22 protein-coding genes and 2 tRNA genes are annotated in these 22,776 nt (G+C 67.9%); 10 read left to right on the forward strand and 14 right to left on the reverse strand.

The window, feature by feature from the left end; genetic code table 11:
• Positions 1-16: 16 nt before the first annotated feature.
• Entirely contained in the window at positions 17-688 is a 672-nt protein-coding gene (cofC, locus tag AB0M15_RS23650; protein WP_363822896.1) for a 2-phospho-L-lactate guanylyltransferase, read from the forward strand.
• 20 nt (positions 689-708) lie between these two features.
• Positions 709-915 carry a hypothetical protein gene (locus AB0M15_RS23655; protein ID WP_363822899.1) on the forward strand — a complete coding sequence of 69 codons (207 nt, stop codon included), beginning with the start codon at positions 709-711 and terminating at the stop codon, positions 913-915.
• A 91-nt stretch (positions 916-1,006) separates the two neighbouring features.
• On the opposite strand, the gene AB0M15_RS23660 is transcribed toward AB0M15_RS23655, so the two are convergent.
• The 5 genes from AB0M15_RS23660 to leuC all read right to left on the reverse strand — a co-directional run bounded on the left by AB0M15_RS23660 (position 1,007) and on the right by leuC (position 5,540).
• Positions 1,007-1,588: an HU family DNA-binding protein gene (locus AB0M15_RS23660; protein ID WP_363822902.1), complete on the reverse strand. Its 582-nt coding sequence runs from the start codon at positions 1,586-1,588 to the stop codon at positions 1,007-1,009.
• A 235-nt stretch (positions 1,589-1,823) separates the two neighbouring features.
• Positions 1,824-1,970: a hypothetical protein gene (locus tag AB0M15_RS23665; RefSeq protein WP_363822907.1), complete on the reverse strand. Its 147-nt coding sequence runs from the start codon at positions 1,968-1,970 to the stop codon at positions 1,824-1,826.
• A 100-nt stretch (positions 1,971-2,070) separates the two neighbouring features.
• Positions 2,071-3,237 (reverse strand): magnesium/cobalt transporter CorA, encoded by a 1,167-nt coding sequence (corA, locus tag AB0M15_RS23670; protein ID WP_363822914.1) that lies wholly within the window; start codon positions 3,235-3,237, stop codon positions 2,071-2,073.
• A gap of 259 nt (positions 3,238-3,496) precedes the next feature.
• Positions 3,497-4,096, reverse strand: coding sequence for a 3-isopropylmalate dehydratase small subunit (gene leuD, locus AB0M15_RS23675; RefSeq protein WP_363822922.1), 600 nt, complete (start codon positions 4,094-4,096; stop codon positions 3,497-3,499).
• A gap of 13 nt (positions 4,097-4,109) precedes the next feature.
• Positions 4,110-5,540 (reverse strand): 3-isopropylmalate dehydratase large subunit, encoded by a 1,431-nt coding sequence (leuC, locus tag AB0M15_RS23680; RefSeq protein WP_363822931.1) that lies wholly within the window; start codon positions 5,538-5,540, stop codon positions 4,110-4,112.
• 140 nt (positions 5,541-5,680) lie between these two features.
• On the opposite strand from leuC, the gene AB0M15_RS23685 reads away from it, so the two are divergent.
• The gene (locus AB0M15_RS23685; protein ID WP_012922430.1) at positions 5,681-6,400 is read left to right on the forward strand and encodes an IclR family transcriptional regulator; all 720 of its coding nucleotides are present in this window, start codon (positions 5,681-5,683) and stop codon (positions 6,398-6,400) included.
• 170 nt (positions 6,401-6,570) lie between these two features.
• Positions 6,571-7,110, forward strand: a complete 540-nt coding sequence (locus tag AB0M15_RS23690) for a DUF308 domain-containing protein (RefSeq protein WP_363822939.1) — start codon at positions 6,571-6,573, stop codon at positions 7,108-7,110.
• 69 nt (positions 7,111-7,179) lie between these two features.
• On the opposite strand, the gene AB0M15_RS23695 is transcribed toward AB0M15_RS23690, so the two are convergent.
• Positions 7,180-7,255 (reverse strand) — tRNA-Glu (locus AB0M15_RS23695).
• A 79-nt stretch (positions 7,256-7,334) separates the two neighbouring features.
• A tRNA-Gln gene (locus AB0M15_RS23700) sits at positions 7,335-7,406 on the reverse strand.
• A gap of 211 nt (positions 7,407-7,617) precedes the next feature.
• Between AB0M15_RS23700 and AB0M15_RS23705 the strand changes: the two genes are divergently transcribed.
• Positions 7,618-8,823 (forward strand): transposase, encoded by a 1,206-nt coding sequence (locus AB0M15_RS23705; protein ID WP_363822945.1) that lies wholly within the window; start codon positions 7,618-7,620, stop codon positions 8,821-8,823.
• Between the two features lie 37 nt (positions 8,824-8,860).
• On the opposite strand, the gene AB0M15_RS23710 is transcribed toward AB0M15_RS23705, so the two are convergent.
• Genes AB0M15_RS23710 through AB0M15_RS23720 form a run of 3 tightly spaced genes read right to left on the reverse strand, consistent with a single transcriptional unit; the run spans position 8,861 to position 12,142 of the window.
• Positions 8,861-9,823 carry a type II CAAX endopeptidase family protein gene (locus AB0M15_RS23710; protein WP_363822950.1) on the reverse strand — a complete coding sequence of 321 codons (963 nt, stop codon included), beginning with the start codon at positions 9,821-9,823 and terminating at the stop codon, positions 8,861-8,863.
• Entirely contained in the window at positions 9,823-11,361 is a 1,539-nt protein-coding gene (gene gltX / locus AB0M15_RS23715) for a glutamate--tRNA ligase (protein WP_363822953.1), read from the reverse strand. The genes AB0M15_RS23710 and gltX overlap by 1 nt, the downstream gene beginning before the upstream one ends.
• Positions 11,354-12,142 carry a fumarylacetoacetate hydrolase family protein gene (locus AB0M15_RS23720; protein ID WP_363822955.1) on the reverse strand — a complete coding sequence of 263 codons (789 nt, stop codon included), beginning with the start codon at positions 12,140-12,142 and terminating at the stop codon, positions 11,354-11,356. The genes gltX and AB0M15_RS23720 overlap by 8 nt, the downstream gene beginning before the upstream one ends.
• 42 nt (positions 12,143-12,184) lie before the next feature.
• On the opposite strand from AB0M15_RS23720, the gene AB0M15_RS23725 reads away from it, so the two are divergent.
• The 5 genes from AB0M15_RS23725 to AB0M15_RS23745 all read left to right on the forward strand — a co-directional run bounded on the left by AB0M15_RS23725 (position 12,185) and on the right by AB0M15_RS23745 (position 18,806).
• Positions 12,185-12,673 (forward strand): GNAT family N-acetyltransferase, encoded by a 489-nt coding sequence (locus AB0M15_RS23725; RefSeq protein ID WP_363822958.1) that lies wholly within the window; start codon positions 12,185-12,187, stop codon positions 12,671-12,673.
• Positions 12,670-13,587, forward strand: coding sequence for a 3-methyladenine DNA glycosylase (locus AB0M15_RS23730; RefSeq protein ID WP_363822961.1), 918 nt, complete (start codon positions 12,670-12,672; stop codon positions 13,585-13,587). The genes AB0M15_RS23725 and AB0M15_RS23730 overlap by 4 nt, the downstream gene beginning before the upstream one ends.
• Positions 13,588-13,657: 70 nt before the next feature.
• Positions 13,658-16,822, forward strand: a complete 3,165-nt coding sequence (locus tag AB0M15_RS23735; protein WP_363822964.1) for a P-loop NTPase fold protein — start codon at positions 13,658-13,660, stop codon at positions 16,820-16,822.
• Positions 16,823-16,866: 44 nt separating this feature from the next.
• Positions 16,867-18,138 carry a Fic family protein gene (locus tag AB0M15_RS23740; protein ID WP_363822966.1) on the forward strand — a complete coding sequence of 424 codons (1,272 nt, stop codon included), beginning with the start codon at positions 16,867-16,869 and terminating at the stop codon, positions 18,136-18,138.
• Between the two features lie 86 nt (positions 18,139-18,224).
• A complete protein-coding gene (locus tag AB0M15_RS23745) occupies positions 18,225-18,806 on the forward strand; it encodes a DinB family protein (RefSeq protein ID WP_363822969.1) in 582 nt (193 codons plus the stop codon).
• 272 nt (positions 18,807-19,078) lie between these two features.
• Here the strand turns inward: AB0M15_RS23745 and AB0M15_RS23750 are convergent, their stop codons facing one another.
• From AB0M15_RS23750 to nadC, 4 genes are read right to left on the reverse strand one after another with little or no spacing between them, the layout of a single operon-like run.
• Positions 19,079-19,372, reverse strand: a complete 294-nt coding sequence (locus tag AB0M15_RS23750) for a DUF1330 domain-containing protein (protein ID WP_363822971.1) — start codon at positions 19,370-19,372, stop codon at positions 19,079-19,081.
• 28 nt (positions 19,373-19,400) lie between these two features.
• The gene (gene nadB, locus AB0M15_RS23755; RefSeq protein ID WP_363822973.1) at positions 19,401-20,909 is read right to left on the reverse strand and encodes an L-aspartate oxidase; all 1,509 of its coding nucleotides are present in this window, start codon (positions 20,907-20,909) and stop codon (positions 19,401-19,403) included.
• Complete coding sequence (gene nadA / locus AB0M15_RS23760) at positions 20,906-21,886, reverse strand: quinolinate synthase NadA (protein WP_363822976.1); 981 nt, start codon at positions 21,884-21,886, stop codon at positions 20,906-20,908. The genes nadB and nadA overlap by 4 nt, the downstream gene beginning before the upstream one ends.
• A gap of 16 nt (positions 21,887-21,902) precedes the next feature.
• Entirely contained in the window at positions 21,903-22,775 is an 873-nt protein-coding gene (gene nadC, locus AB0M15_RS23765; protein ID WP_363822979.1) for a carboxylating nicotinate-nucleotide diphosphorylase, read from the reverse strand.
• Between the last annotated feature and the right edge of the window lies 1 nt (position 22,776).

Consider the following 22,776-nt stretch of genomic DNA (forward strand, 5'->3'; position numbering starts at 1 on the left):
GGGAGAATCCTGCCTGATGGCAGACCTACAGGTCGCTCCCTGGACCCTGGTGATCCCGGTGAAGCGTACGGCGATCGCTAAGAGCCGGCTTGCTTCCGCCTACCCGCAGCATCGTCCAGAGTTCGCTCGTGCCTTCGCAGTCGACACTACTGCGGCCGCACTCGAGTCTCCTCTGGTCCGCGCCGTACTGGTTGTCACGGATGACCCAGTGGTCGCAGCGGACGTCACTGCGATCGGCGCGCGCGTAGTACCGGACCTGGCGGGTGCAGGGCTCAATGGGGCTCTGGCGCACGGTGCGGCGTTCGCTGCGGCCGAATACCCAGGGACTGGAGTGGTGGCGCTCTCGGCCGACCTACCGGCTCTCAGAGCTTCCGAGCTGACCGCTGCATTGGCAGCGTGCACAGCAGACCGCTGCTTCGTCATAGACGAACCAGGGACCGGTACTACGATGCTCGCCGCCGCCCCTGGCGTTCCGCTGGATCCCCGCTTCGGTGTGGGCTCCGCGCAGGCCCACGAAGGCTCAGGCGCAGTGCCGATCGCGTTGGCCACCATCGAGTCGGTACGGCGCGACGTGGACACAGCGGCGGACCTGGCGCACGCAGTACAACTAGGTGTCGGTCCTCGGACCGCTGATGTGATGTCGCTCGTGATGGGCGCTGCGACAGGCACCGAGGGCCTCGCCTGCTGAAAGGCCGCTACCGTAAGGGCATGCAAGCAACAGTCAGCCGTTACGACGCCGCGACGGCATCCGGCGCAGTGTTGACCGACACCGGCATCGAGCTGCCCTTCGACGCCGAAGCCCTCACCGGTACTCCGGTGCGCCTGCTCCGCCTCGGCCAGCGGGTCCGTCTGACCACCACCGGCACCGGCGCGGGCCTGGCGATCGCCGAGGTCCACTTCATCACCTTGCCGTAGGCAAAAGAGCCGGCAACGGCGAAGGCCGGTCGCCCCTGGTGTGGGGAGACCGGCCTTCGCTAGTACAGCGGTACTACGAGGTGCTGACGGGTCAGCGGGCGGCAGCGCGCTTCGCCGGAGCCTTCTTGGCGGGGGCCTTCTTGGCCGGCGCCTTCTTGGCAACGGTCTTGGCCGGGGCCTTCTTCGCGACCGGGGCCTTCTTGGCGACGGTCTTGGCCGGGGCCTTCTTGGCCGGGGCCTTCTTCGCAACCGTCTTGGTGGCGACGGCCTTGGCCGGGGCCTTCTTGGCGGCGGCCTTGACCGGAGCGGCCTTCTTGGCCGGCGCAGCCGTCTTGGCGGGCGCGGCCTTGACGGCCGGGGCCGCCTTCGGTGCAACCAGCTTCGGCAGCTTCTTGGCGCCGGAGACAACGGCCTTCAGCTCCGCACCGGCGCGGAACTTCGGAACCACGGTCTTCTTGGCGCGCTTGGTCTCGCCGGTCCGCGGGTTGCGGACCATGCGCGCACCACGCTCGATGGCCTCGAAGGCCCCGAACCCGGTGATGGCGACCTTGCCGCCCTTCTTGGTCAGCTCGCGCTGGACGGTGTCGATGACCGACTCCAGGGCGTGCTGGGCCGAACGGCGATTTCCGTCGAAGTGCACTGCGAGCGCTTCGACCAACTGGCTCTTGTTCACTGTCTTCCCTCCGTGAACTCCTGCGTCGAGCACAGCGCTCGATCTTTCGTGAACGTTATGGACTCTTGGGCGTGTGCACAAACACCAACGCGGCAATTCGGCCTTGTTTCAGGCGATTTGGGCAAAATTTTCCCCGGATCGGCCTCTCACCCGGCTTCTGAATCCCTTCAGAGCAACGAACCGGCGACCAACGGTGACCTCGGCCACAATCGCGATCGCGCCCCCGGAAGGGCTTTCAGCGCCGCTTTCCGGCGAGGCTGTGAGCCGCCGACCGGGCCGTGTCGAGCCCCTTGGTCACCGCGCTCTCGCCCTTGCGCGCCTTCAGTTCCGCGCTGACCTTGCCCAGCAACCAGTCCAGCAATGGCACCGCGATCGCCAGCACCACCCACATGATCAGCCTTCACCGCAGGAACAACCACATCGTGTCCGCCTCCTCCTCAGTCGTTCGGTCGAACAGACCAGTGCCCGTCGGGCAAACGGAGTCAGAGCCAGCCGCGGCGCTTGAAGATCAGGTGCAGACCGCCACACACCATCGCCATCAGGCCGACCGCGAAGGGATAACCGAACTGCCAGTGCAGCTCCGGCATCGCGTCGAAGTTCATCCCGTAGACGGTGCCGATCAGGGTCGGCGCGAACAGGATCGCTGCCCATGCAGAGATCCGCTTCACCTCTTCGTTCTGGTCGTTGCTGGCGACGGTGAGGCTCTTCATCTCCTCGTTCTGCTGCTGGGCGACCAGGGTCGCGTTCACCGTCAGGATGTCGCGCAGCAGTTCGCGGAACGCGTCCACCCGCTCGACCACCTGGGTCACGTGATCGGCCACGTCCCGCAGGGAACGTTGCAGTTCCTCGTCGACGCCGTACTTGTCGAAACCGGCACGCAACGAGTCCAGCATGCCGACCAGCGGCCGGGTCGCGCGCTGGAACTCGATCACCTCACGGGACAACTCGTAGATGCGCCGCGACACCTTCGGGTCGCCGCGGAACACCTCGGTCTCGATCTCGTCGATGTCGTTCTCGAGGCCGGCCACCACCGGCGCATAACCGTCGACGACCTTGTCCATGATCGCGTAGAGAACAGCCTCGGTACCGCGCCGCAGCAACTCGGGATCGCGTTCCACCCGGCGACGGACCGCGGCCAGGTTCGGCGCCTCGGCATGCCGGACCGTCACCACGAAGTCCGGGCCGACGAACACATGCACTTCGCCGAACTCGACCTCCTCGGTCGCGTCCCGGTAACGAGCGGCCTTCAGTACTACGAACAACGTGTCGCCGTAGCGCTCGAGCTTCGGCCGCTGATGGGCCTGGATGGCGTCCTCGATCGCCAGCTCGTGCAGGTCGAACTCCTGCGCCAGCGAGGTCAGCTCGCGCCGGTCAGGGCGGTACAGGCCGATCCACGCAAGGCTTTTCGGCGACTCGTGCAGCACCTGGTACGTGTCGGCCAGCGACTCCGGCGACGCGACCCGTGAGCCGTCGCAGTAGATCGCGCTGTCGACGACGCTGTGGCCCTTGGGCTTCGGGGTGGCCGCCGGAGTGGCCTTCTGCTCCAGGGCGGCGGGCTCGGCGGCCGTACCGGCGTACCGGCGGGCGGCGGCGCGCAGGGATGGGGTGCGGCTGAACGCACGCAGGGTGCGCAGGCGGATGTCGGACATGACAAGTCCTCCAGGTGCGAGGTGTGGGATCGATGGAAGAAACACATCGCCCGGCCCCGCGCCGCAGGTCACCCCGCGCGGAAACGCGACGGGGTGACCTGACCTGTCAGAAGAGGATTCAGCGCCTCAAGGCCGGACGAGATCCGTATGTCTGGAGGGTTCGCTGCTCATGGCGCCCCACCTCCAAGATCTCGTCGTGCCTTGTGCTGACAACTTCGCAAGGATAACACCGGAGTTATCGGTATCACTGTGCGATGCGTTACGCCTTCGCCGGCAGGGTGGCCGGCTTGAAGGCCGGCCGGGTCGCCTCGTACGCCGTGATGTCGGCCTCGTGGGACAAGGTGATGCCGACGTCGTCGAGCCCGTTCAGCAGCCGGTAGCGGGTGTAGTCGTCGATCTCGAACGGCGCGGAGACGTCCCCGGCCGAGATCGTCTTGTTCTCCAGGTCGACGGTCACCTTGGTACCGGGGTCCTGCTCGACCGTGGCCCAGAGCTGGTCGACGACCTCCTGCTCGACGAGGGCCGCAAGCAACCCGGCCTTGCCCGAGTTCCCCCGGAAGATGTCGCCGAACCGCGATGCCACGACGACGCGGAACCCGTAGTCCATCAAGGCCCAGACGGCGTGCTCACGCGACGAGCCGGTGCCGAAGTCCGGTCCGGCGACGAGCACCGAGACCCCTTCGTACTCGGGCTGGTTCAGGACGAAGGTGGGATCGTTGCGCCAGGCAGCGAACAGGCCGTCCTCGAAGCCGGTCCGGGTGACCCGCTTGAGGTAGACCGCCGGGATGATCTGGTCGGTGTCGACGTTGCTGCGCCGCAGCGGAACCGCGGTGCCGATGTGCTGGGTGAAGGCTTCCATGATTCCTTTGTCCTCAGACGTTCTCGGGTACGGCGATCTCGAGCGGCGGCAGGTCGGCCGGCGCCGCGAGAGTGCCCGTGACTGCGGTGGCGGCGGCGACCAGCGGCGAGACCAGGTGCGTCCGGCCGCCCTTGCCCTGGCGTCCTTCGAAGTTCCGGTTGGAGGTCGAGGCGCTGCGCTCGCCCGGGGCCAGTTGGTCCGGGTTCATCCCCAGGCACATCGAGCAGCCCGCGCCACGCCACTCGGCACCGGCGTTCTTGAAGATCACGTCCAGCCCCTCGGCCTCGGCCTGCAGCAGCACCCGGCCCGATCCCGGCACGACCAGCATCCGGGTGCCGTCGGCAACCTTCCGCCCGGCCAGTACGCCGGCGGCCGCGCGCAGGTCCTCGATCCGGCCGTTGGTGCAGGAGCCGAGGAAGACGGTGTCGACGTGCACCTCGCGCAGCGGCGTACCGGCGGTGAGGCCCATGTACTCCAGGGCACGCTCGGCGGCGATCTTGTCGTTGGGCTCGTCGAAGTCGTCCGGCGACGGCACGTTGGCCGACAGCGGCGCGCCCTGCCCCGGGTTGGTGCCCCAGGTGACGAACGGCGCGATGTCCTCGGCGCGCAACGCGATCTCCTTGTCGAAGGTCGCGTCCTCGTCGGTGGCCAGGCTGTTCCAGTACTCGACCGCGGCTTCCCAGTCGAGGCCCTGCGGCGCGTGCGGCTTGTCCTTCAGGTACGCGTACGTCGTCTCGTCCGGCGCGATCATGCCGGCCTTGGCGCCCCACTCGATCGACATGTTGCAGATCGTCATCCGGGCTTCCATCGACAGCGCGCGGATCGCTTCACCGCGGTACTCGACGATGTAGCCCTGGCCGCCGCCGGTGCCGACCTGGGTGATCAGTGCGAGCACCAGGTCCTTGGCCGAGACACCGTCGGGCAGTACGCCGTCGACGGTGACCGCCATCGTCTTGGGGCGGGCCTGCATCAGCGTCTGGGTGGCCAGCACGTGCTCGACCTCGCTGGTACCGATGCCGAAGGCAATCGCGCCGAAAGCGCCGTGGGTGGAGGTGTGGCTGTCACCGCAGACCACCGTCATGCCGGGCTGGGTCAGGCCGAGCTGCGGGCCGATCACGTGCACGACGCCCTGGTCCGGGTCGCCGAGGGTGTGGATCCGGACGCCGAACTCCTTCGCGTTCTTGCGCAGCGTGTCCACCTGGGTCCGCGACGTCAGGTCGGCGATCGGCTTGTCGACGTCGAGCGTCGGCACGTTGTGGTCCTCGGTGGCGATCGTCAGATCCGGGCGGCGCACCTGCCGGCCCGCCAGCCGGAGGCCGTCGAAGGCCTGCGGACTCGTCACCTCGTGCACGAGATGGAGATCGATGTAGAGGAGGTCGGGCTCTCCGTCGGCATGGCGCACGACATGCGCATCCCAGACCTTTTCCGACAACGTCCTACCCATCAGACACTCCTCTAGATAGATTCTTTTCCCACCCCACCGCCCCGCACGGGGTTTGTGGTGGTGTTCTATCGCTCACACTGCGCCGAGATAGGCGGCAGAAGCGACTTGCGTTCCACGATTCGAGACGGCAATATCGTCTCATGGACAACTCTAGCGGAGTCGGCGTTCTCGACAAAGCAGCTCTCGTTCTGTCCGCACTCGAGTCCGGACCGGCGACCCTGGCCGGACTCGTGGCGGCGACGGGACTGGCCCGGCCGACGGCACACAGGCTCGCTGTCGCTCTGGAGCACCACCGGTTGGTGGGTCGCGACATGCAGGGCCGCTTCGTGCTCGGGCCGCGGCTGAGCGAGTTGGCCTCCGCTGCCGGTGAGGACCGACTGCTGGCGACAGCCGGTCCCGTGCTGGCCCGACTGCGCGACATCACTGGTGAGTCCGCGCAGTTGTTCCGCCGCCAGGGTGAGTACAGGGTCTGCGTCGCGGCCGCCGAGCGCCCGTCCGGTCTGCGCGACACCGTGCCGGTCGGCAGCCAGCTGACGATGGCCGCTGGATCCGCCGCTCAAATACTGCTTGCCTGGGAGGACCCGGAGCGGATGCACCGCGGTCTCCACAACGCCACCTTCAACGCGGCCGCCCTGGCCGGCGTACGCCGCCGTGGCTGGGCCCACTCGGTCGGCGAGCGAGAGCAAGGCGTCGCCTCCGTCTCGGCCCCGGTCCGCTCCCCTTCCGGCAAGGTGATCGCCGCCGTGTCGGTCTCCGGCCCGATCGAGCGGCTCTCCCGCCAGCCCGGCCGGATGCACGCCCCCGCCGTGATGGCCGCCGCCGAGCGCCTCTCCGAAGCTCTCCGCCGAGCCTCCGAGTAACACCAGCCCGTACTGCGAACAGCCCGTCGCCTCCCGCGGCGGGCTGTTCCCTTTCTCCGTCTCATTTCTCCTCCACTCCGGCGAGGTGCTTGCCCGGTCTCACCGGCGGGATCACGATGACCTCAGGGGGTTACAGCGCTTCGGGAGGTACTGCGATGGTGCGGGACTGGATGACTGTTGGTTGGAAGATGCTGATCGTCCGCGGGGTGATCGGCATCGTGTTCGGGATCCTGGCGATCGTCTGGCCGATCTCGACGGCGATCGCGCTGGCGTTGCTGTGGGGCTTCTGGGCGCTGATGGACGGGATCGGGTCGCTGACCCAGGCGCTCCGGCCCGAAGCGCGGGGCAGTCGGCTGTGGCTGATCGTGCTCGGTGTGATCGCGTTGGTCGCGGCCTTCTTCGCCATCTTCAGTCCAGCCGTGACGGCGGTGACGCTCACCTGGATCCTCGGCATCTGGCTGATCGTCCGGGGAGTCTTCGAGGCGGTCGGGGCGTTCACGACCAATCACGTGACGCCGAGATGGTTCCTGCTCCTCGGAGCAGCGTTCTCGATCCTGCTGGGCATCCTGTTCGCCGCCAACCCCGGCAAGGGCGCAGTGGGGATCGCCGTCTTCCTCGGCGTGGTCGCGCTGCTGTGGGGCGCCACGTTCCTGGTGGCCGGCCTGTCGATGCGCCGGCTGGTCGCGAGTGGTCCCGAAGCCAAGGTGTGACGCTCGCCTCACCCGAGTACAGAGAGAAAAAACAAGCGCCCCTCACCTGGTGGTGAGGGGCGCTTTCTCTGGTAGCCCCGACGGGATTCGAACCCGCGCTACCGCCTTGAGAGGGCGGCGTGCTAGGCCGCTACACAACGGGGCCAGAGCGCTTGCTGACCGGTTCCGGAGAGCCGACCAACGAGGATGAACTGTACCTAACTTCCAGCGATACGGTCCAATCGCTGGGGTACTAGGACTCGAACCTAGACTAACTGGACCAGAACCAGTCGGGCTGCCAATTACCCCATACCCCAAAGCTTGTTACTGCGATTGTGAGCGCGTTTCCGCCCTCACAACCTGGCCCGCTGAGCCTATCGCAGCATGCCGCCAGAAACCAAAACGAGCCCCGCCGCGGGCGCCGCCTGTGTTTGACACAGGCAGGGCCAGTCATGGCTGGTTGGAGGAATCCGCTGCTGCCTCCCTTCGTCAACCAGGAATGTCGGTCCCGGCTGATTGGGTAGGTACATGTCCCGATTCCGGATGTACCCGACACCGACGCAGCAGGCTGCGCTGCTGGACCAGTGCGGACACGCCCGGTACGTGTGGAATCTGGCCCTCGAGCAGTGGTCGATGTGGACCCGCGACAAGGCTGCGACGACGCCGACCTTTGCTGGGCAATGCCGGCAACTGACCGGAGCACGAGCCGAGTTCGGCTGGCTACGGGCGGGATCGCAGACCGTCCAGCAGCAGGCTCTGCGGGACTTCGACCAGGCCACCAAGAACTTCTACGCCGGTACTCACCGGCGGCCGACCTGGCGCAAAGCAGGGGTACACGAGGGATTCCGCATCGTCGGTCCTCAGGCGTCCCGGGTAGTGAAGCTGAATCAGAAATGGGCCGCGGCCAACGTCCCGAAGGTCGGCTGGGTACGGTTCCGGTTGTCCCGTGCCGCTCCCGACGCGAAGTCGTACCGCATCACGCGCGACCGGGTGGGGCGTTGGCACCTCGCGTTCGCCGTCATCCCGCCACCGATTCCCACACCTGGTACGGGCGAAGTCGTCGGTGTGGACCGTGGCGTCATAGTCTCAGCCGCCCTGTCCACCGGTGAGCTCCTGCCGTGCCCTGGTCTGTCGGAACGTGAACAGGGGCGACTCAAGCGCCTGCAACGTCGCCTGGTCCGCAGCCACCGCGGCTCGAACCGCCGTCAGCGGGTGAAGGCGGCGATCGCCAAGTTGCATGCCCGTACCGGCGACCGTCGCAAGGATTGGGTGGAGAAGACCAGCACCGATCTCGCCCGCCGGTTCGACGTCATCCACGTGGAAGATCTGCGCGTCTCTTCGATGACCCGGCGGCCCAAGCCGAAGCCTGATCCCGGCCAACCAGATGCGTATCTGCCGAACCGCCGCCGAGCGAAAGCCGGACTCAACCGCGGCATCCTTGCCAGCGGCTGGGGACTGCTCGTCCAGCGTCTGCAGCACAAGGCCGCAGGACGGGTCGAGAAAATGAACCCTGCGTACACGTCGCAGACCTGCAGCGCTTGCGGGCACTGCGCACCCGACAACCGCGAGAGCCAAGCGGTCTTCCGGTGCGTTGCCTGCGGACACCAGGCGAACGCGGACGTGAACGCGGCAGTCAATATCGCGGCTGGACGAGCCGTCAGCGCACGCCGAGAGACACCGGTAGGGGTCTCACCGAAGCGTGAACCCCAACTCGCTACTCCACGTAGTAGTTGAAATCCCCGCCCTCAGGGAGGGGAGGACGTCAAACCCGTCACAGCAGTCGCCGGCCCGGACCGCGATCCGCGACGAGTGAACTCGCCAGCGGAAGTTCGCAGCGGGTCGCCATTGCCTGCCTGCGGGCCAGCAGCAACGCGATCGCCCCGAAGGCGGCGAACTTCACCACGTCGACGGCGACCAGCGACCAGGGCGCGTCCGACGCACCGAGGCTGTCGCCAACGGTGTTGGTCAAAGCCGCGTAGATGAAGGTGATCACGTTGTTCGCCGCGTGCGCCGCGATCGGCGCCTCCAGCCCGCCGGTACGCACCGCGAGCAACCCCGCCACCAGCCCGAACGCGAACCGGTCGAGGAACAGCGCCGGGCTCTCCCACGGCCAGACCCCGTGCGCCATCGTGAACAGCACGGTCGTCACCAGTACTGCGATCAGCGAGCTGCGCACCAACGCGCCGACCGCCTGCAACAGGTAACCGCGGAAGAAGTACTCCTCCCCCGCCGCCTGGAACGTCGACGTCAGCAACGTCACCGCGATCACGCCGGCCGCGTCGGAGGCCACTCCATTGGAGCCGCTGCCCAGCACATCGACGCCGCCGAGCTCGATGACGCCCAGCGTGACCAGCTCGAGCAGCACGGCCGCGACGCCGAACAACGCCAACGGCCGCCAGCGCAGCTTGCCGGTCACCGAGGAGAGCAAGCCAGGCGTCTGCTTGTTCAGCTTGGTCGCGACCAGCATCGTCAGCGGGATCAGCACGATCAGCGACAGGTTCGTCGCCAGCAGGCCGAGCCACGACACGGTGCCCTTGGGGTCGGTCCGGATCGACTGCTGGATCGACAGCACCAGCACGCTCCAGAACATCCAGCCGACCAGCACGGTCAGTGCCCCGAGGAGCACGAACGCGGACGGCGTGACGTTGTTGCGCAGCAGCCGGTGGTACGGCTGCGGGCCGGTGTCCCGGGGGTCGATCGACAGCCCGGGGCCCGGCGTACCGGCGTACGCCATCAGTCGGTCGCGAGGCTCGCGCGGGCCTGCTCGATCCGGCGGAGTGAACTCTCCCGCCCGAGCAGTTCCAGCGACTCGAACAACGGCGGCGAGATCCGGCGGCCGGAGATCGCGACCCGGACCGGGCCGAACGCGTTCTTCGGTTTCAGCCCCAGACCATCGATCAGCGAGGCCCGCAACGCGGCCTCGATCGGCTCGGTCTTCCACTCGCCGACCCCGGCCAGCGCCTTGCCCGTCGCCTCCAGCACCGTGCCGGCGTCACCGGTCAGCACCTTCGCGGCGGAATCCGGGTCGATCGAGAAGTGCTCGTCGGAGACGAACAGGAAGCCGAGCATCTCCGGCGCCTCGGAGAAGGTGTTCATCCGCTCCTGGACGTGCGGGACGGCCGCGTTCAGCAGCGCGAGCTGCTCGGCCGACGGCTCGGCAGGCAGCACGCCCGCCTTCGCCAGGAACGGCACCGCGCGGCCGGCCCAGTCGGCCGGCTCCAGCAACCGCATGTGCGAGGCGTTGATGGCCTCGCACTTCTTCGGGTCGAAGCGGGCCGCGTTGGCGTTCACCTTGCGGATGTCGAACGCCTTGATCATCTCGTCCATGGTGAAGACGTCGCGGTCGTCGGCGATCGACCAGCCCAGCAGGGCCAGGTAGTTCAGCAGCCCCTCGGGCAGGAAGCCGCGCTCCATGTACTCGCCGAGGCCGGCACCCGGGTCGCGCTTGGACAGCTTCTTGTTGCCCTCGCCCATCACGAACGGCAGGTGCCCGAAGCGCGGCGTCCGGCCGGAGCCGATGCCGATCTCGGCCAGTGCCTCGTACAGGGCGATCTGCCGCGGCGTCGACGGCAGCAGGTCCTCGCCCCGCAGTACGTGGGTGATCTCCATCAGCGCGTCGTCGACCGGGTTCACCAGCGGGTAGAGCGGGTAGCCGTTCGCACGGACGAGCACGTAGTCGCCCAGGTTCTCCGGCAGGAAGGTGATCTCGCCGCGCACCAGGTCGTCGAAGGTGATCGGGCGATCGGGCATCCGCAGCCGTACTACGGGACGCCGCCCCTCCTCGATGTACGCCTGCACCTGCTCCGGGGTCAACGCGCGGCAGTGACCGTCGTACCCGCTGTGCTGGCCGGCGGTCCGGGCGGCCTCGCGGCGCTGGTCGAGCTCCTCCTGCGAGCAATAGCAGTGGTACGCCCGGCCTGCGGCGAGCAGCTTCGCCACCACGTCGGCGTACGTGTCCATCCGCTCGGACTGCAGGTAGGGGCCGAACTCGCCGCCGACCTCCGGGCCCTCGTCCCAGTTCAGGCTGAGCCAGCTGAGCGAGTCCAGCGTGTACTGCATCGCCTCAGGGGTGTTGCGGGACTTGTCGGTGTCCTCGATCCGCAGGATCAGCTTGCCGCCGTAGTGCCGTGCGAAGGCCCAGTTGAACAGCGCGCTGCGGATGTTGCCGACCGTGAGCAGACCGGTGGGGCTCGGTGGGAAGCGGACCCGCACCTGGTTGGGCTCCAAGCCGCCGAGGACGTCATCGTCGGTCGGGGCAGGCTTGTCAGTCACGCACGATCACCTTGTTCGTCAGAGTTCCGAGTCCTTCGACGCTGACCGCGACCTCGTCGCCGGGCAGCATCGGGCCGACACCCGCGGGGGTGCCGGTGAGCACGACGTCGCCGGGCAGCAGCGTCGTGAACGAGGTGATGTAGGCCAGCACCTCGGGGATGTCGAAGATGAACTGCGAGGTCCGGCCGTCCTGCTTCGGCTCGCCGTTCAGGGTGGTGGTGACCCGGAGGTCGGCCACGTCCAGGTCGGTGCTGATCCACGGGCCGAGCGGACAGAACGTGTCGTACCCCTTCGCCCGCGCCCATTGGCCGTCCGACTTCTGCAGGTCCCGGGCGGTCACGTCGTTGGCGATCGTGTACCCGAAGATGACCTCTTCGGCCCGCTCGCGGGGCAGGTCGCGGCAGATCCGGCCGATCACGATCGCCAGCTCACCCTCGAAGTGCAGGTCGTTGGTCTGCTCGGGGTAGACGATGCCGTCCCGCGGGCCGACCACGCTGGTGTTCGGCTTGAGGAAGATCAGCGGCTCCTTGGGGACCTCGTTGCCGAGCTCCTCCGCGTGCGCACGGTAGTTGCGCCCGACGCAGACCACCTTGCTGCGCGGGATCACCGGGGCCAGCAGCCGGACGTCGGCCAGTTGCAGCTGCTCGCCGGTGAACTGCACCGGCCGGTAGAGCGGATCCGAGTCGAGCACTGCGACGGTACCGGTGAGCCCCTCGGGGTCGTCGGTCTCGACGATGCCGTACTTCGGCTCGTCATCAACGGAGAATCTGGCGATACGCACGGGCCCGAGCCTACCGTCGTACCAGGGTGAGACAGTTACACGGTGACGACTGACATCCGGCCGGCCAGGCCCGCGGAGTACGAGGACGTGGGTTCGCTGACTGTCGACGCCTATGCCGCGGACGGCTTCATCCCCGAGGGATCCGACTACGGACTCACCCTGCGCAACGCGGCCGACCGCGCCGCGAAGGCGGAGTTGTGGGTGGCGGTGGACGGTACAGAACTGTTGGGCACGGTCACTTTCTGTGTCCCTGGCTCGGTCTACGGCGAGATCGGGCGCGGCGGTGAGGGCGAGTTCCGGATGCTCGGCGTCGCCGCGGCTGCTCGTGGACGCGGCATCGGTACGGCGCTGTCGGTGCACTGCATCCAGCGCAGCCGGGAGCTCGGCTACAGCCGCGTCGTACTGTCCAGCGCCAGCTACATGGCCACAGCCCACCGCATGTACGGCCGCCTCGGCTTCACCCGCCTCCCCGAACGCGACTGGTCCCCCCGCCCCGGTGTCGACCTGTACGCCTTCTCCCTGGACCTATGACCGTCGCACTGGACCCGTCTGACTGGGAGCCTCTACAAGCAGCCCATGCCGCTCGCGTAGACGCCCTCCTCGCAGGTCACCTGGAACGCAAGGCCCGCGGCGAGAAGCACCCCATCGAAGACTTCCTCTTCACCTACTACCCCACCCGCCCCAAACAACTCCGCCTCTGGCACCCCGGCCCAGGCGTCGGCCTGCGCGGCGCCCGGTCCTACGAAGGCAAACGCGGCTACCTGTACGCCGACGACGTGGCAACCCTGGACCCGGCCGAGATCTCACGCCGCGCCGACTCCATCACCTGGATCAAGCAGTTGCTATCGGCAACCGCTGGTAGACAACCCCAATTCGGCTGCTTCGGCCTGCACGAGTGGGCCATGGTCTATCGCACGGACGAGATCCGCCACGACTGGCCCCTCCGCCTAGGCCCCGAAGCCACTGACCAGGTAGTCGAGTCGAGCAAAATCGCCTGCTCCCACTTCGACGCCTTCCGCTTCTTCACCACCCCAGCCCGCCCCCTCAACCTCCTGCAACCCACCCGCGAATCCCAACCGGCCCTGGAACAGGGCGGCTGCCTCCACGCCAACATGGACCTCTACAAATGGGCCACCAAACTAATGCCCTTCACCCCCAGCTCTCTATTGCTGGACTGCTTCGAACTAGCCCGAGACATCCGCACCCTGGACATGCGAGCTTCGCCGTACGACTTCTCGACGCTCGGCTATCAGCCCGTCCCGATCGAGACACCGGCCGGCAAAGCGCAGTACGCCACCGCCCAACGCGCGTTCGCCGACCGCGCCCACCCGCTCCGCCACCAACTGATAGCCCTGTGCGAGAGGCTCCTAGAACTGTCACCATCTACGGATGTCACAGCAGCTCCCCCGCCTGGTCCTTCGAGACCAACTGCAGTTCGAGTCTGACCAGCCGATTCATGCAAGCAGCCGGTCCTGGGGAGCCTGGCGTCCAGGAGACGATCAGCCGACCCTCGCGATGGCGACGCTAGGGATCACTGCGCACTTGTTCCGGCGCCTTGACCCGGAGACTTGGATATTCACCTCGCGCCTTGGCGACGTCAACCTCCCGAGCCGCGCAGACTGGGGCGTCTGGGGCCGGGTCAACGGCTCGCGTGTACTGGCGCTCAGCGGCTCCAACCGCTATCTCGACAAGAACCTCGCCCTCGGGCCGGTATCTGAACTCTGCCTCTGGCTGGAGAACGACCACATCGTGCCCTTCGACTCTGCTTCGAGTGCCAGGTTGCTCTGGGGTGCCTGGGGGAAGGTTGACGGGGCGGCCGTGCTGGCGACTGGTGGTGAGGACGGGTGGGTGCGGCTTTGGGATCCGATCGCGATGGACGAGCGCGCGTCGATCCGTACCGGAGATGACGGGCGGAAGGTCGGCTGGGGCGCTTGGGGCGAGGTTGACGGCGAGCCGGTGCTCGCCATCGGCGGAGACACCACTCTGCAGTTCCTGACGGGAGCCACACTGCGCTCGACGGCGCTTGTCGAATCCGTGGCGAAATCCCTCCGACCGGGGTACGAGTCGACCTGGGGTGCATGGGGTTCGGTCGACGGCCGGTCTGTGCTCGCGTCCGGCGGCGTGAACAGACCGGCCGTGCAACTCCACGATCCAGCGACCGACAGGTCCACCTCGATCAAGTTCGACCGGGGCGCGAGGTCGGGCGCCACCACGACCTGGGGATCGTGGGGAACGTTCAACGGCCGTCCGATGATTGTGGCCGGCGGGCCGAACGGGCAGGTGTGGTTCTGCGATCCGGACAGCCCCACGGCCCAGTCGGTCATGCTCGGTCACCCGGTGCATTGGGGGTCCTGGGGGTCGGTGGACGGCCAGCCGATACTGGCCGTTGGCGACACAACTGGAGAGGTTTGGCTGTATGACCTCGTGTGGGAGCGGGTTGTGCCGCGGGTGCCTAACTATCGGTCGGATAGTGGTGGGGCTGTTGATTTGTTGGGGCGGCGTGGGGATGCGGCGGCGTTGGCCGATGTGATTACCGCGCGGTCTGCTCAGCCGCCGTTGGCTGTGGGGTTGTTCGGGCAGTGGGGTGATGGGAAGAGCATGTTCCTGGAGATGTTGCAGGAGCAGGTGAGTGAGCGGGCTCGGACTGCTGGGGTCAACGATCCGATCGCGCACGGGAACATCCGGCAGGTACGGTTCAACGCCTGGCATTACGCGGAAGCCGATCTGTGGGCGAGCTTGGTTGCTGAGCTGTTCGCCCAGTTGAGTGACGGCGAGGATCCGGCGCGGGAGCAGCGGCAGCGGTCGCGGTTGGCCAGTGAGTTGGTGCAGGCGCGCGGGCTGCGAGAGCAACTCGTTGCGGCCGAGGAGCGGTTGGCCGACCTCCGGCAGGCTGACGCGACCGAAGACGGCGGCTGGGCGAGTCTGACGCCGTCGGCGCGGCTTCGATTGCAGGACCTGCTCGGAGCTGAGGCCGAGAGTCTCTATCGCGAGGCGGCCCTCACCTCGTCGACCTCCCGGCGCACGTCGCGAGCGGTGAAGCGGTTGCTCAAGGCAATCTCTTGGCGTGGCTGGCTGGCGGTCGAGGCCGGGGTCGCCGCTACCGTCGCGCTCGTCATCTGGGGGCCGGATCTCGCGCGCTGGATCGCCGCACTGCCAGCGGTGGCCGGAGTGGTCGCCGTCGCCGGTATCGCCGTGCGGGGATGGAGTAGCACGCAACCCGCTCGGGAGGCGATCGGCTCAGCCTGGCAGGCCGTCCGTCGCGTTCGGGACGAGCAGAAGCAGCGGCTCGACACGGCTGAGGCGGTTGCTGCTGCCGAGGTGGAGGAGTTGAGGAAGCGGCTGCAGAACCTGACCTCCGCGGGGCAGCTTGCCGGGGTCGTCCAGGAACGGGCGGGCGCGGCGTCGTACCGGGAGCGGCTCGGCCTGATGACGCAGATTCGGCAGGACTTCGAGCGGATGGCGGAGTTGCTGCGGCCGGATGAGGCGGTGCGCAGCGACGTACCGGTCGAGGATGCGGCTGGTGACGAGTTGCCGGCGATCGACCGGATCGTCATCTATATCGACGATCTCGACCGGTGCCCGCCCGATCGGGTGGTCGATGTGCTCGAGGCTGTGCATCTGCTGCTTGCGGTGCGGTTGTTCGTCGTCGTGGTGGCGGTCGATCCGCGGTGGTTGTTGCGGTCGCTGACCAGCCACTATCGAGAGCTGTTCGCTGCGGCCGAGGGGGTACAGGGTGATGACGAGCTGTGGGCGGCGACGCCGGCGCAGTACCTGGAGAAGATTTTCCAGATCGTGCTGACGCTGCCGCCGATGGAGCAGGACGGTTATCGGAAGATGATCGACGACCTGGTCGGGCTCCGCACCGACTCCGATCCGGAGTCCGAGGCCGCGGCTGCGGAAGCAGCTACCAAGGCGAATGCCTTGGCGCGGGCGGCCGCAGATCTTGCTTCCAGCAGTGCGATCCCGACCGGCGGTCCCCCGTCGATCGATGCGATCAGCCGCGCTGCCGCGATCAGGGCGGACGCGGAGGTGAGGGCCGCCGCGGCCAAGGAGAAGGAGGCGGAGGCGAAGTGGCGGGCGCCGATCGACCTGACCGCCGTGGTGACGGAGCGGGTGGACCCGCTGGCACTGACGCCGGCGGAGTACGAACTGATCAACCTCCTCGGCCCGCCGCTCGTGACCGGACCGCGTTCGGTCAAGCGGCTGGCCAACAGCTACGGGCTACTGGTCGCGACTGGTGCGCCGTCCGCTCTCACCACCGGGCAGCGCGCCGACGTGGAGCCGGCGCAAGACTTGGAGGGCGCGACGCCGCCATACCGGGCGGGAATGGTGCTGCTTGCGGCGGTGATCGGCTTCCCGATGCTGGGGCCGACGTTCTTCCCCGACCTCCATCAGACCGCGCTGGCCAACCCGGGCACGCCTTGGTCCGAGTACCTGGAGGGGTTGCGGCCGGCTGATCGGAGTACCGGCCTTGGGAACCGCGCAGAGCGGTGCATGAGCGCATCGCGGGCGCAGCAATGGAACGACTTACTGACCGCGCTGGACGTCGTAGGCCGTCGGGCCGCGACCGTCGGCCAACCGTTGCCGCAGAGCCTGGCGATCTGGGCGGAGTGGGTGGTGCCGGTCGGCAGGCTGTCCTTCCCCACTGGAAGCTCGGTCAGCAAGCTCATCCAGGATTAGTACCAGCCCTTGTTCAAGGTTGCCAGATAAGCTTGAATAAGAGTGTGGCCAGGATTGAGTTGCATCGGTGGCCGGGGCACCCGGATGGGTTCACCCGGGCTGAGCGGCTGGGCGGGTCGTATGAGCTGTACTTTCCGGATCCGCTGGTTGGGCGGGACTTCGACCTCAGCTCTGAGGTGCTGGCCGCCTTGGAGGATGCGGCTGGGGATCTGGCGCGACTGGATGCGACCGCTGCCGTGCTGACGAACAGTGAGGCGTTGGCTCGGCTGTTGTTGCGGGCCGAGGCGGTCGGATCGTCGCAGATCGAGGGGCTGGTGGTGGGGGCCCGGCGACTACTCAAAGCCGAGGCGTTGCGGGACAGCGGGCGGCATCATGACGTGACAGCCGAGGAGGTGCTCGGATCGGTCGACGCGATGATGTGGGTGACCGAGTCGGTACAGATCGGCGACAAACTCGAGGTCGAGCATCTACTCGAGGCACATCGGCGCTTGATGGCGCATTCGCCGAATCCGGAGTTCGGAGGCGAAGTCCGCTATCTGCAGAACTGGATCGGCGGCCGCTCCCCCGCCGAGGCGTACTACGTACCGCCGCCGGCGCACCTGGTCCCCGATCTACTCGCGGACCTGATGACCTTCATCCGCGAGTCACCGCTACCAGTGCTGGCCAAGACCGGCATCGCGCACGCCCAGTTCGAGACGATCCACCCATTTGCCGACGGCAACGGCCGCACCGGACGCGCACTGATCCACCTCGTACTACGAGCCGAAGGTCTCGTCGAGCGCAGCGTGCCACCGGTGTCGCTCTCCCTCGCCACCCACGCGACCCAGTACGTCGAAGCGCTCACCGCCTTCCGTCACACCGGCAAGGCGACGAACGCCCGCGCCCGCAGCGCCGCCAACGAGTGGCTGCTCATGTTCGCCACCGCCTGCAGCCATGCGACCGCCGAGGCCGCCCGCTTCGAACGCACCGCCGCCGATCTCAAGACGGTCTGGCGCGAACGAGCCGCCCCGGTGCGCACCGGCTCAGCCGTCGACCTCCTGATCGAAACCCTGCCCGCAGCACCCGTCCTCACCCTCGCGGCCGCCGCCGAACTCATCGGCCGCTCGCAGCAGGCTGCCAACCAGGCGTTGACGCGCCTGACCGAGGCCGCTGTGCTGCGGGAGATCACGGACGGTCGCCGCAACCGCGTCTATGAAGCTCCTGAGTTGATCGATGCCTTCACCCTTCTCGAACGCCGCTTCGCCAGTCCGGCGGCGGATACCAGAGTCGCGGCGCCTAGCAGACCGGTTCCGTCAGTGCCGCGACCGACACGCTGAGCTGATTGACTTTCCTCCCTTCCTCGATGAACAATTCGAACACATGTTCGAGAGCTGGACCAAATCGGGGAGTGTGAGGATCTGTGATGCCGGAGCCGTTCGACTGGGAGATCTTGCAGCGGCCGTCCGCCATGGCGATGGTGCGCGGGCAGCTCGGCTTCAGCTGGATGGTGTTGTCGGGACGGTTGGCGGCGCTGACCGACGAGGAGTACTTCTGGCGGCCGAGCAGCGAGGCACTGACCGTGGTGCGGCGGCAGTACGCGGGACGGTTCAGGTCACTGGGCTCGGGTGAGTGGGTGGCGCAGTGGCCGGACGAGCCGGACCATCGCGGGCCGCGGACGATCGCCTGGCTGATCGCGCACCTGACCGAGACGTTCTTCGAGCGCTGGGAGTGGACCTTCGGTGCGAGCCAACAGGGGCGTGCGGACATCACGCTGCACGGCAACGCACAGGACGCCGTCGCGTGGCTGGCGCACTGGGTGGACGCGTGGCGTGACTCGATCGCCGATCTCGACGAGGAGGAGGCGATGACGGTCGGGCTGAGCCAGGCGACCGAGCTGGACGCTGCTGAGCCCTTCGGTCACGTGATCCTCCGGCTGAACCGCGAACTGATCCACCACGGCTCGGAGATCATGACGCTCCAAGACCTGCACGCGTTGGCTGCTTGACCGCTGCCCCCCAATCCCTGGCCGTCGAGGCGGAGGCCGCTCCATCCACCGCACCGGAGCGCGCCTCGGCGGTCAGGCCCACCACACCACCGGTTGGCCAGCCGCTCCAAGGACAGGTCCTCCGCTCACGAGTCGGACCGCGCCATCACGGCAAGCAGGTCGACCGGTCGGCCTCCCCCGATCGCCTGGCTGTCAAGGCAGATGCCTCCTACCCGCCGCCCTGGAGAGCGCCTTGGCAGCCAGGCCCCACTCCATCACCTCCTCCGCCTGGGTCAGTCGATGCCTTCGACGATGCGGAAGTCGCGCTCGACGCCGTCGGACAGGGCGACCAGCGCCTCCTGGTAGGCCGTACTCTCGCGCGCCGCGACGGCCTGCTCGAAGCTGTCGAACTCGACCAGGATGGTGCGCTCGGCGATCCCGGCGTCATGCGCGACGACCCGACCGCCACGGACGAAGGTCCGACCGCCTGCGGCCTCGACGGCCGGAGCGGCCAGCTTGTTGTAAGCAGCCAGCTTCTCAGGGTCTGAAATGGTGCGGTAGACGCTGACCCAGTACCCCTTGGGCATGGAACCTCCAGTGTTGTTGTATTGATCCTCAAGCCGGCGAACGCTGAAGTTGCCGGGTCGTCGGTCGGCCTCCCTCGTCGAGACGTACGACGATGTGGTCGTCCCAGCGACTGTCGGAGTGGGGATGGTCGGAGCGCCAGTGGCAACCGCGGCTGTCCTGACGTGCGGTCGCTGCCACGATGACGGACCGCGCCACCGTTGCGAGCGGTCCGGTGCCGGCGGTCTCGAGCTCGTCCGCGGCGGCGTTCAGACCAGCGCCGTCGCGACGGATGCCGGCGTACCTGCTCAGGATCGTGCGGATCCGCTCCGGTTCGCGATCCTCGCCCAGCGTGACCTCGTGCGAGCTGCCGTGGTCCGCCGCGGGGAGCTCGAGGGTCAGGGCCGTGGCGACACGCCGGCCGAAGACCAATCCCTCCAGCAGACTGTTGGAGGCGAGCCGGTTGGCCCCATGGACGCCGGTCGCGGCGACCTCGCCGACGGCGTACAGACCTGGTACGTCGGTTGCGCCGTTGCGGTCGGTCCGAACGCCGCCACACAGAAAGTGTTCGGCCGGTGCGACCGGGATCTGCTCGGACAACATGTCGACGCCGATGCGTGCGCAGGAGGCCAGTACGGTCGGGAATCGCCGCCGCAGGATGTCCGGCGCGACACCTGTCGCGTCCAGCCAGACGTGGTCGGATCCGTCCCGGCGCATCGTCGCCTCGATCGCCCGGGCGACGACGTCCCGCGGGGCCAGATCGGCTCGCGGGTGCAATCCGTCCATGATCCTGCGACCGTGGGCGTCGCGCAGTACGGCGCCTTCGCCCCGGACGGCCTCGGTGACCAGAGGCAACTGACCACTCGTCTCACCGGTGCGCAGTGCTGTGGGGTGGAACTGGACGAACTCCATGTCCACCAGTGATGCGCCGGCTCGCAACGCCAGGGCGATGCCGTCCCCGCGCACCGACGACGGATTGGTGCTCGCCAGGTAGGCATTGCCGATACCACCGGTGGCCACTACGACGGCGCGCGCGTCGATCTGCGTGAGCTGGTTGCCGTTCTCGACGAGCACACCGACGATGCTTCCGGAGTCCGACTGGACCAGGCCGACGGTCCGTCCGGTCATCGTCCGGACGCTGGTTCGCTGCACTGCGGTACGGAGCGCGCGATGCACTTCCGCCCCGGTCGCGTCGCCGCCGGCGTGCACGATCCGGGGACGGCTGTGGCCGCCCTCCAGAGTTCTCGACAGCGATCCATCGGCGTTGCGGTCGAAACGAGCCCCGTGGGCGATGAGCTCGGCGAGTCGCTGCGGTCCTTCCTCGACCAGCGCCCGAACGTTGCGGGGATCGCAGAATCCCGCGCCCGCGATGTCGGTGTCACGCCAGTGGTCGAGCGGATCGTCCTCGCCGTACGCGGCCGAGACGCCGCCCTGCGCCCAGGGCGTGCTGCCGTCGCCCGCGCTGAGCAGAAGGACGTCGCGGGTCGCTGCGAGACCGAGCGCGGTCGACAGGCCCGCCACGCCGGAGCCGATCACGACCACGTCGACGGCACGCGTCATCGAGCACCCGCAGGCTTGCCGATGGCAACCATCCGCTCGACCGAACGCCGGGCCCGCTCGACGATCTCGGGCGGTAGCTGGATCTCGTCGCGGCCTTCCCGCAGGCATCGGACCAGCAGTTCCGGGGTGATCATCTTCATGAAGCGGCACGAGGCCTTCGGGTTCACCGGCACGAAATTCGTCCGCTGGTTGACCTTGCGAAGCTGATGGAGCATGCCGATCTCCGTCGCGATCAGGGCCGTCTTCGCGGTCAGGTCGCGGGCAGTTTCCAGCATGCCGGCGGTGGACAGGATGTGGGTCCGCTCGGCCGGCAGATCACCCACGCCGGCGAGCCAGATGGCGGACGACGCGCAGCCGCACTCGGGATGGACCAGGACCTCGGCCTCGGGATCGGCCGCCACCTGAGCGCGCAGGTCGGCCGCGCTGATGCCGGCATGCACGTGGCACTCGCCCATCCACACCTCGATGTTGTCCCGGCCGGTCTGCCGCCGGACGTGTGCTCCGAGGAACTGGTCGGGCAGGAACAGGATCGGCTGATCCGCCGGAATCGAGTTCACCACCTCTACCGCGTTGGACGACGTACAGCAGACGTCGGCCTCGGCCTTCACCGCCGCGGTGGTGTTGACATAGGCAACGACCGCGGCATCGGGGTGCTGGGCCTTCCAGGCCCGTAGCTGGTCGGCGTCGATGGTGTCGGCCAGCGAGCAACCCGCCTGAGCAGTGGGGATGAGCACGGTCTTGTCCGGGCTGAGAAGCTTGGCGGTCTCCGCCATGAAGTGCACGCCGCAGAACACGATGGTTGAGGCGTCGGTCTCGGCAGCGATCCGCGAGAGTGCGAGTGAGTCGCCGACGTGGTCGGCGACGTCCTGGATCGCCGGTTCCTGATAGTTGTGGGCGAGGATCACCGCGTCGCGCTCCTGGGCGAGGCGGCGTACCTCGTCCTGCCAGCTGATCGCTGTGTTCTGACCAGTGGTCACAACAGTTCCTTCTTCCTCAGTTGACGCCGTGATCGCGGGCGACCAGCAGGCTGATGTCGAGTGCCGTGGGGGAATGGGTCAGGGCGCCGACCGAGACGGCGTCGACACCGGTGGCGGCGACGTCTGCGACGGTGTCGAGCGTGATGGTGCCGGAGGCCTCGAGCTGTGCGGAGGACCCGGAGGCGTTGCGTTGCTTGACGATCAGCGCCATCTCCTCAGGCGGCATGTTGTCCAGCAGGATCCACTCGACCTGACAGCCCAGCGCCTCGAGGGCTTCCTCCGCGGTGGTGACCTCGACCTCGATCGCCAGACCTCTGCCTTCCGCGGTCATGCCGTCCCGGACCCGGCGTACGGCCGGGAGGATGCCGCCGGCCGCGGCGAGATGGTTCTCCTTGAGCAGGACCATGGCGGCCAGGTCGAGCCTGTGGTTCGTACCGCCGCCGCAGTTGACGGCGTACTTGTCCATGGCCCGGAGGCCGGGCGTTGTCTTGCGGGTGTCGAGGAGCCGGACCGGGCGCGCTCCGATAGCGGCCACGAAGGCTGCCGTGAGGGTTGCGATGCCGGACATTCGCTGGACGAAGTTCAGCGCCACCCGCTCGCCGGTGATGATCGAGTGCGCCGCACCACTGATCGACGCGAGCCGCTGTCCAGGCAGGACCGGATCGCCGTCGGCAACAGCCGGCCGCACCGTGACGGTGGGATCGATCGCGGCGAACACGCCCTGCAGGAGCGGCAGACCGGCCACCCGACCCGCCTGCTTGGCGACCACCGTCGCCTCGACCTGCAGTTCGGCCGGGACGCTCCATCTGGTGGTGACGTCGTCCACCGACCGGTCCTCGGCCAACGCGGCCGCGACCGCGGTCCGGACCGTCTCCGTTGTGAGTTGCACA

It is taken from the genome of Kribbella sp. NPDC051718, assembly GCF_040681515.1.
In the GTDB taxonomy this organism is placed as follows: Bacteria; Actinomycetota; Actinomycetes; order Propionibacteriales; family Kribbellaceae; genus Kribbella.

Bases quoted from the DNA above. Each gene is read 5' to 3' on its own strand.
- cofC (WP_363822896.1), top strand. From the start codon at position 17: ATGGCAGACCTACAGGTCGCTCCCTGGACCCTGGTGATCCCGGTGAAG.
- AB0M15_RS23655 (WP_363822899.1), top strand. From the start codon at position 709: ATGCAAGCAACAGTCAGCCGTTACGACGCCGCGACGGCATCCGGCGCA.
- corA (WP_363822914.1), bottom strand. From the start codon at position 3,237: ATGTCCGACATCCGCCTGCGCACCCTGCGTGCGTTCAGCCGCACCCCA.
- leuD (WP_363822922.1), bottom strand. From the start codon at position 4,096: ATGGAAGCCTTCACCCAGCACATCGGCACCGCGGTTCCGCTGCGGCGC.
- leuC (WP_363822931.1), bottom strand. From the start codon at position 5,540: ATGGGTAGGACGTTGTCGGAAAAGGTCTGGGATGCGCATGTCGTGCGC.
- AB0M15_RS23685 (WP_012922430.1), top strand. From the start codon at position 5,681: ATGGACAACTCTAGCGGAGTCGGCGTTCTCGACAAAGCAGCTCTCGTT.
- AB0M15_RS23690 (WP_363822939.1), top strand. From the start codon at position 6,571: ATGACTGTTGGTTGGAAGATGCTGATCGTCCGCGGGGTGATCGGCATC.
- AB0M15_RS23705 (WP_363822945.1), top strand. From the start codon at position 7,618: ATGTCCCGATTCCGGATGTACCCGACACCGACGCAGCAGGCTGCGCTG.
- AB0M15_RS23710 (WP_363822950.1), bottom strand. From the start codon at position 9,823: ATGGCGTACGCCGGTACGCCGGGCCCCGGGCTGTCGATCGACCCCCGG.
- AB0M15_RS23730 (WP_363822961.1), top strand. From the start codon at position 12,670: ATGACCGTCGCACTGGACCCGTCTGACTGGGAGCCTCTACAAGCAGCC.
- AB0M15_RS23735 (WP_363822964.1), top strand. From the start codon at position 13,658: ATGGCGACGCTAGGGATCACTGCGCACTTGTTCCGGCGCCTTGACCCG.
- AB0M15_RS23745 (WP_363822969.1), top strand. From the start codon at position 18,225: ATGCCGGAGCCGTTCGACTGGGAGATCTTGCAGCGGCCGTCCGCCATG.
- AB0M15_RS23750 (WP_363822971.1), bottom strand. From the start codon at position 19,372: ATGCCCAAGGGGTACTGGGTCAGCGTCTACCGCACCATTTCAGACCCT.
- nadB (WP_363822973.1), bottom strand. From the start codon at position 20,909: ATGACGCGTGCCGTCGACGTGGTCGTGATCGGCTCCGGCGTGGCGGGC.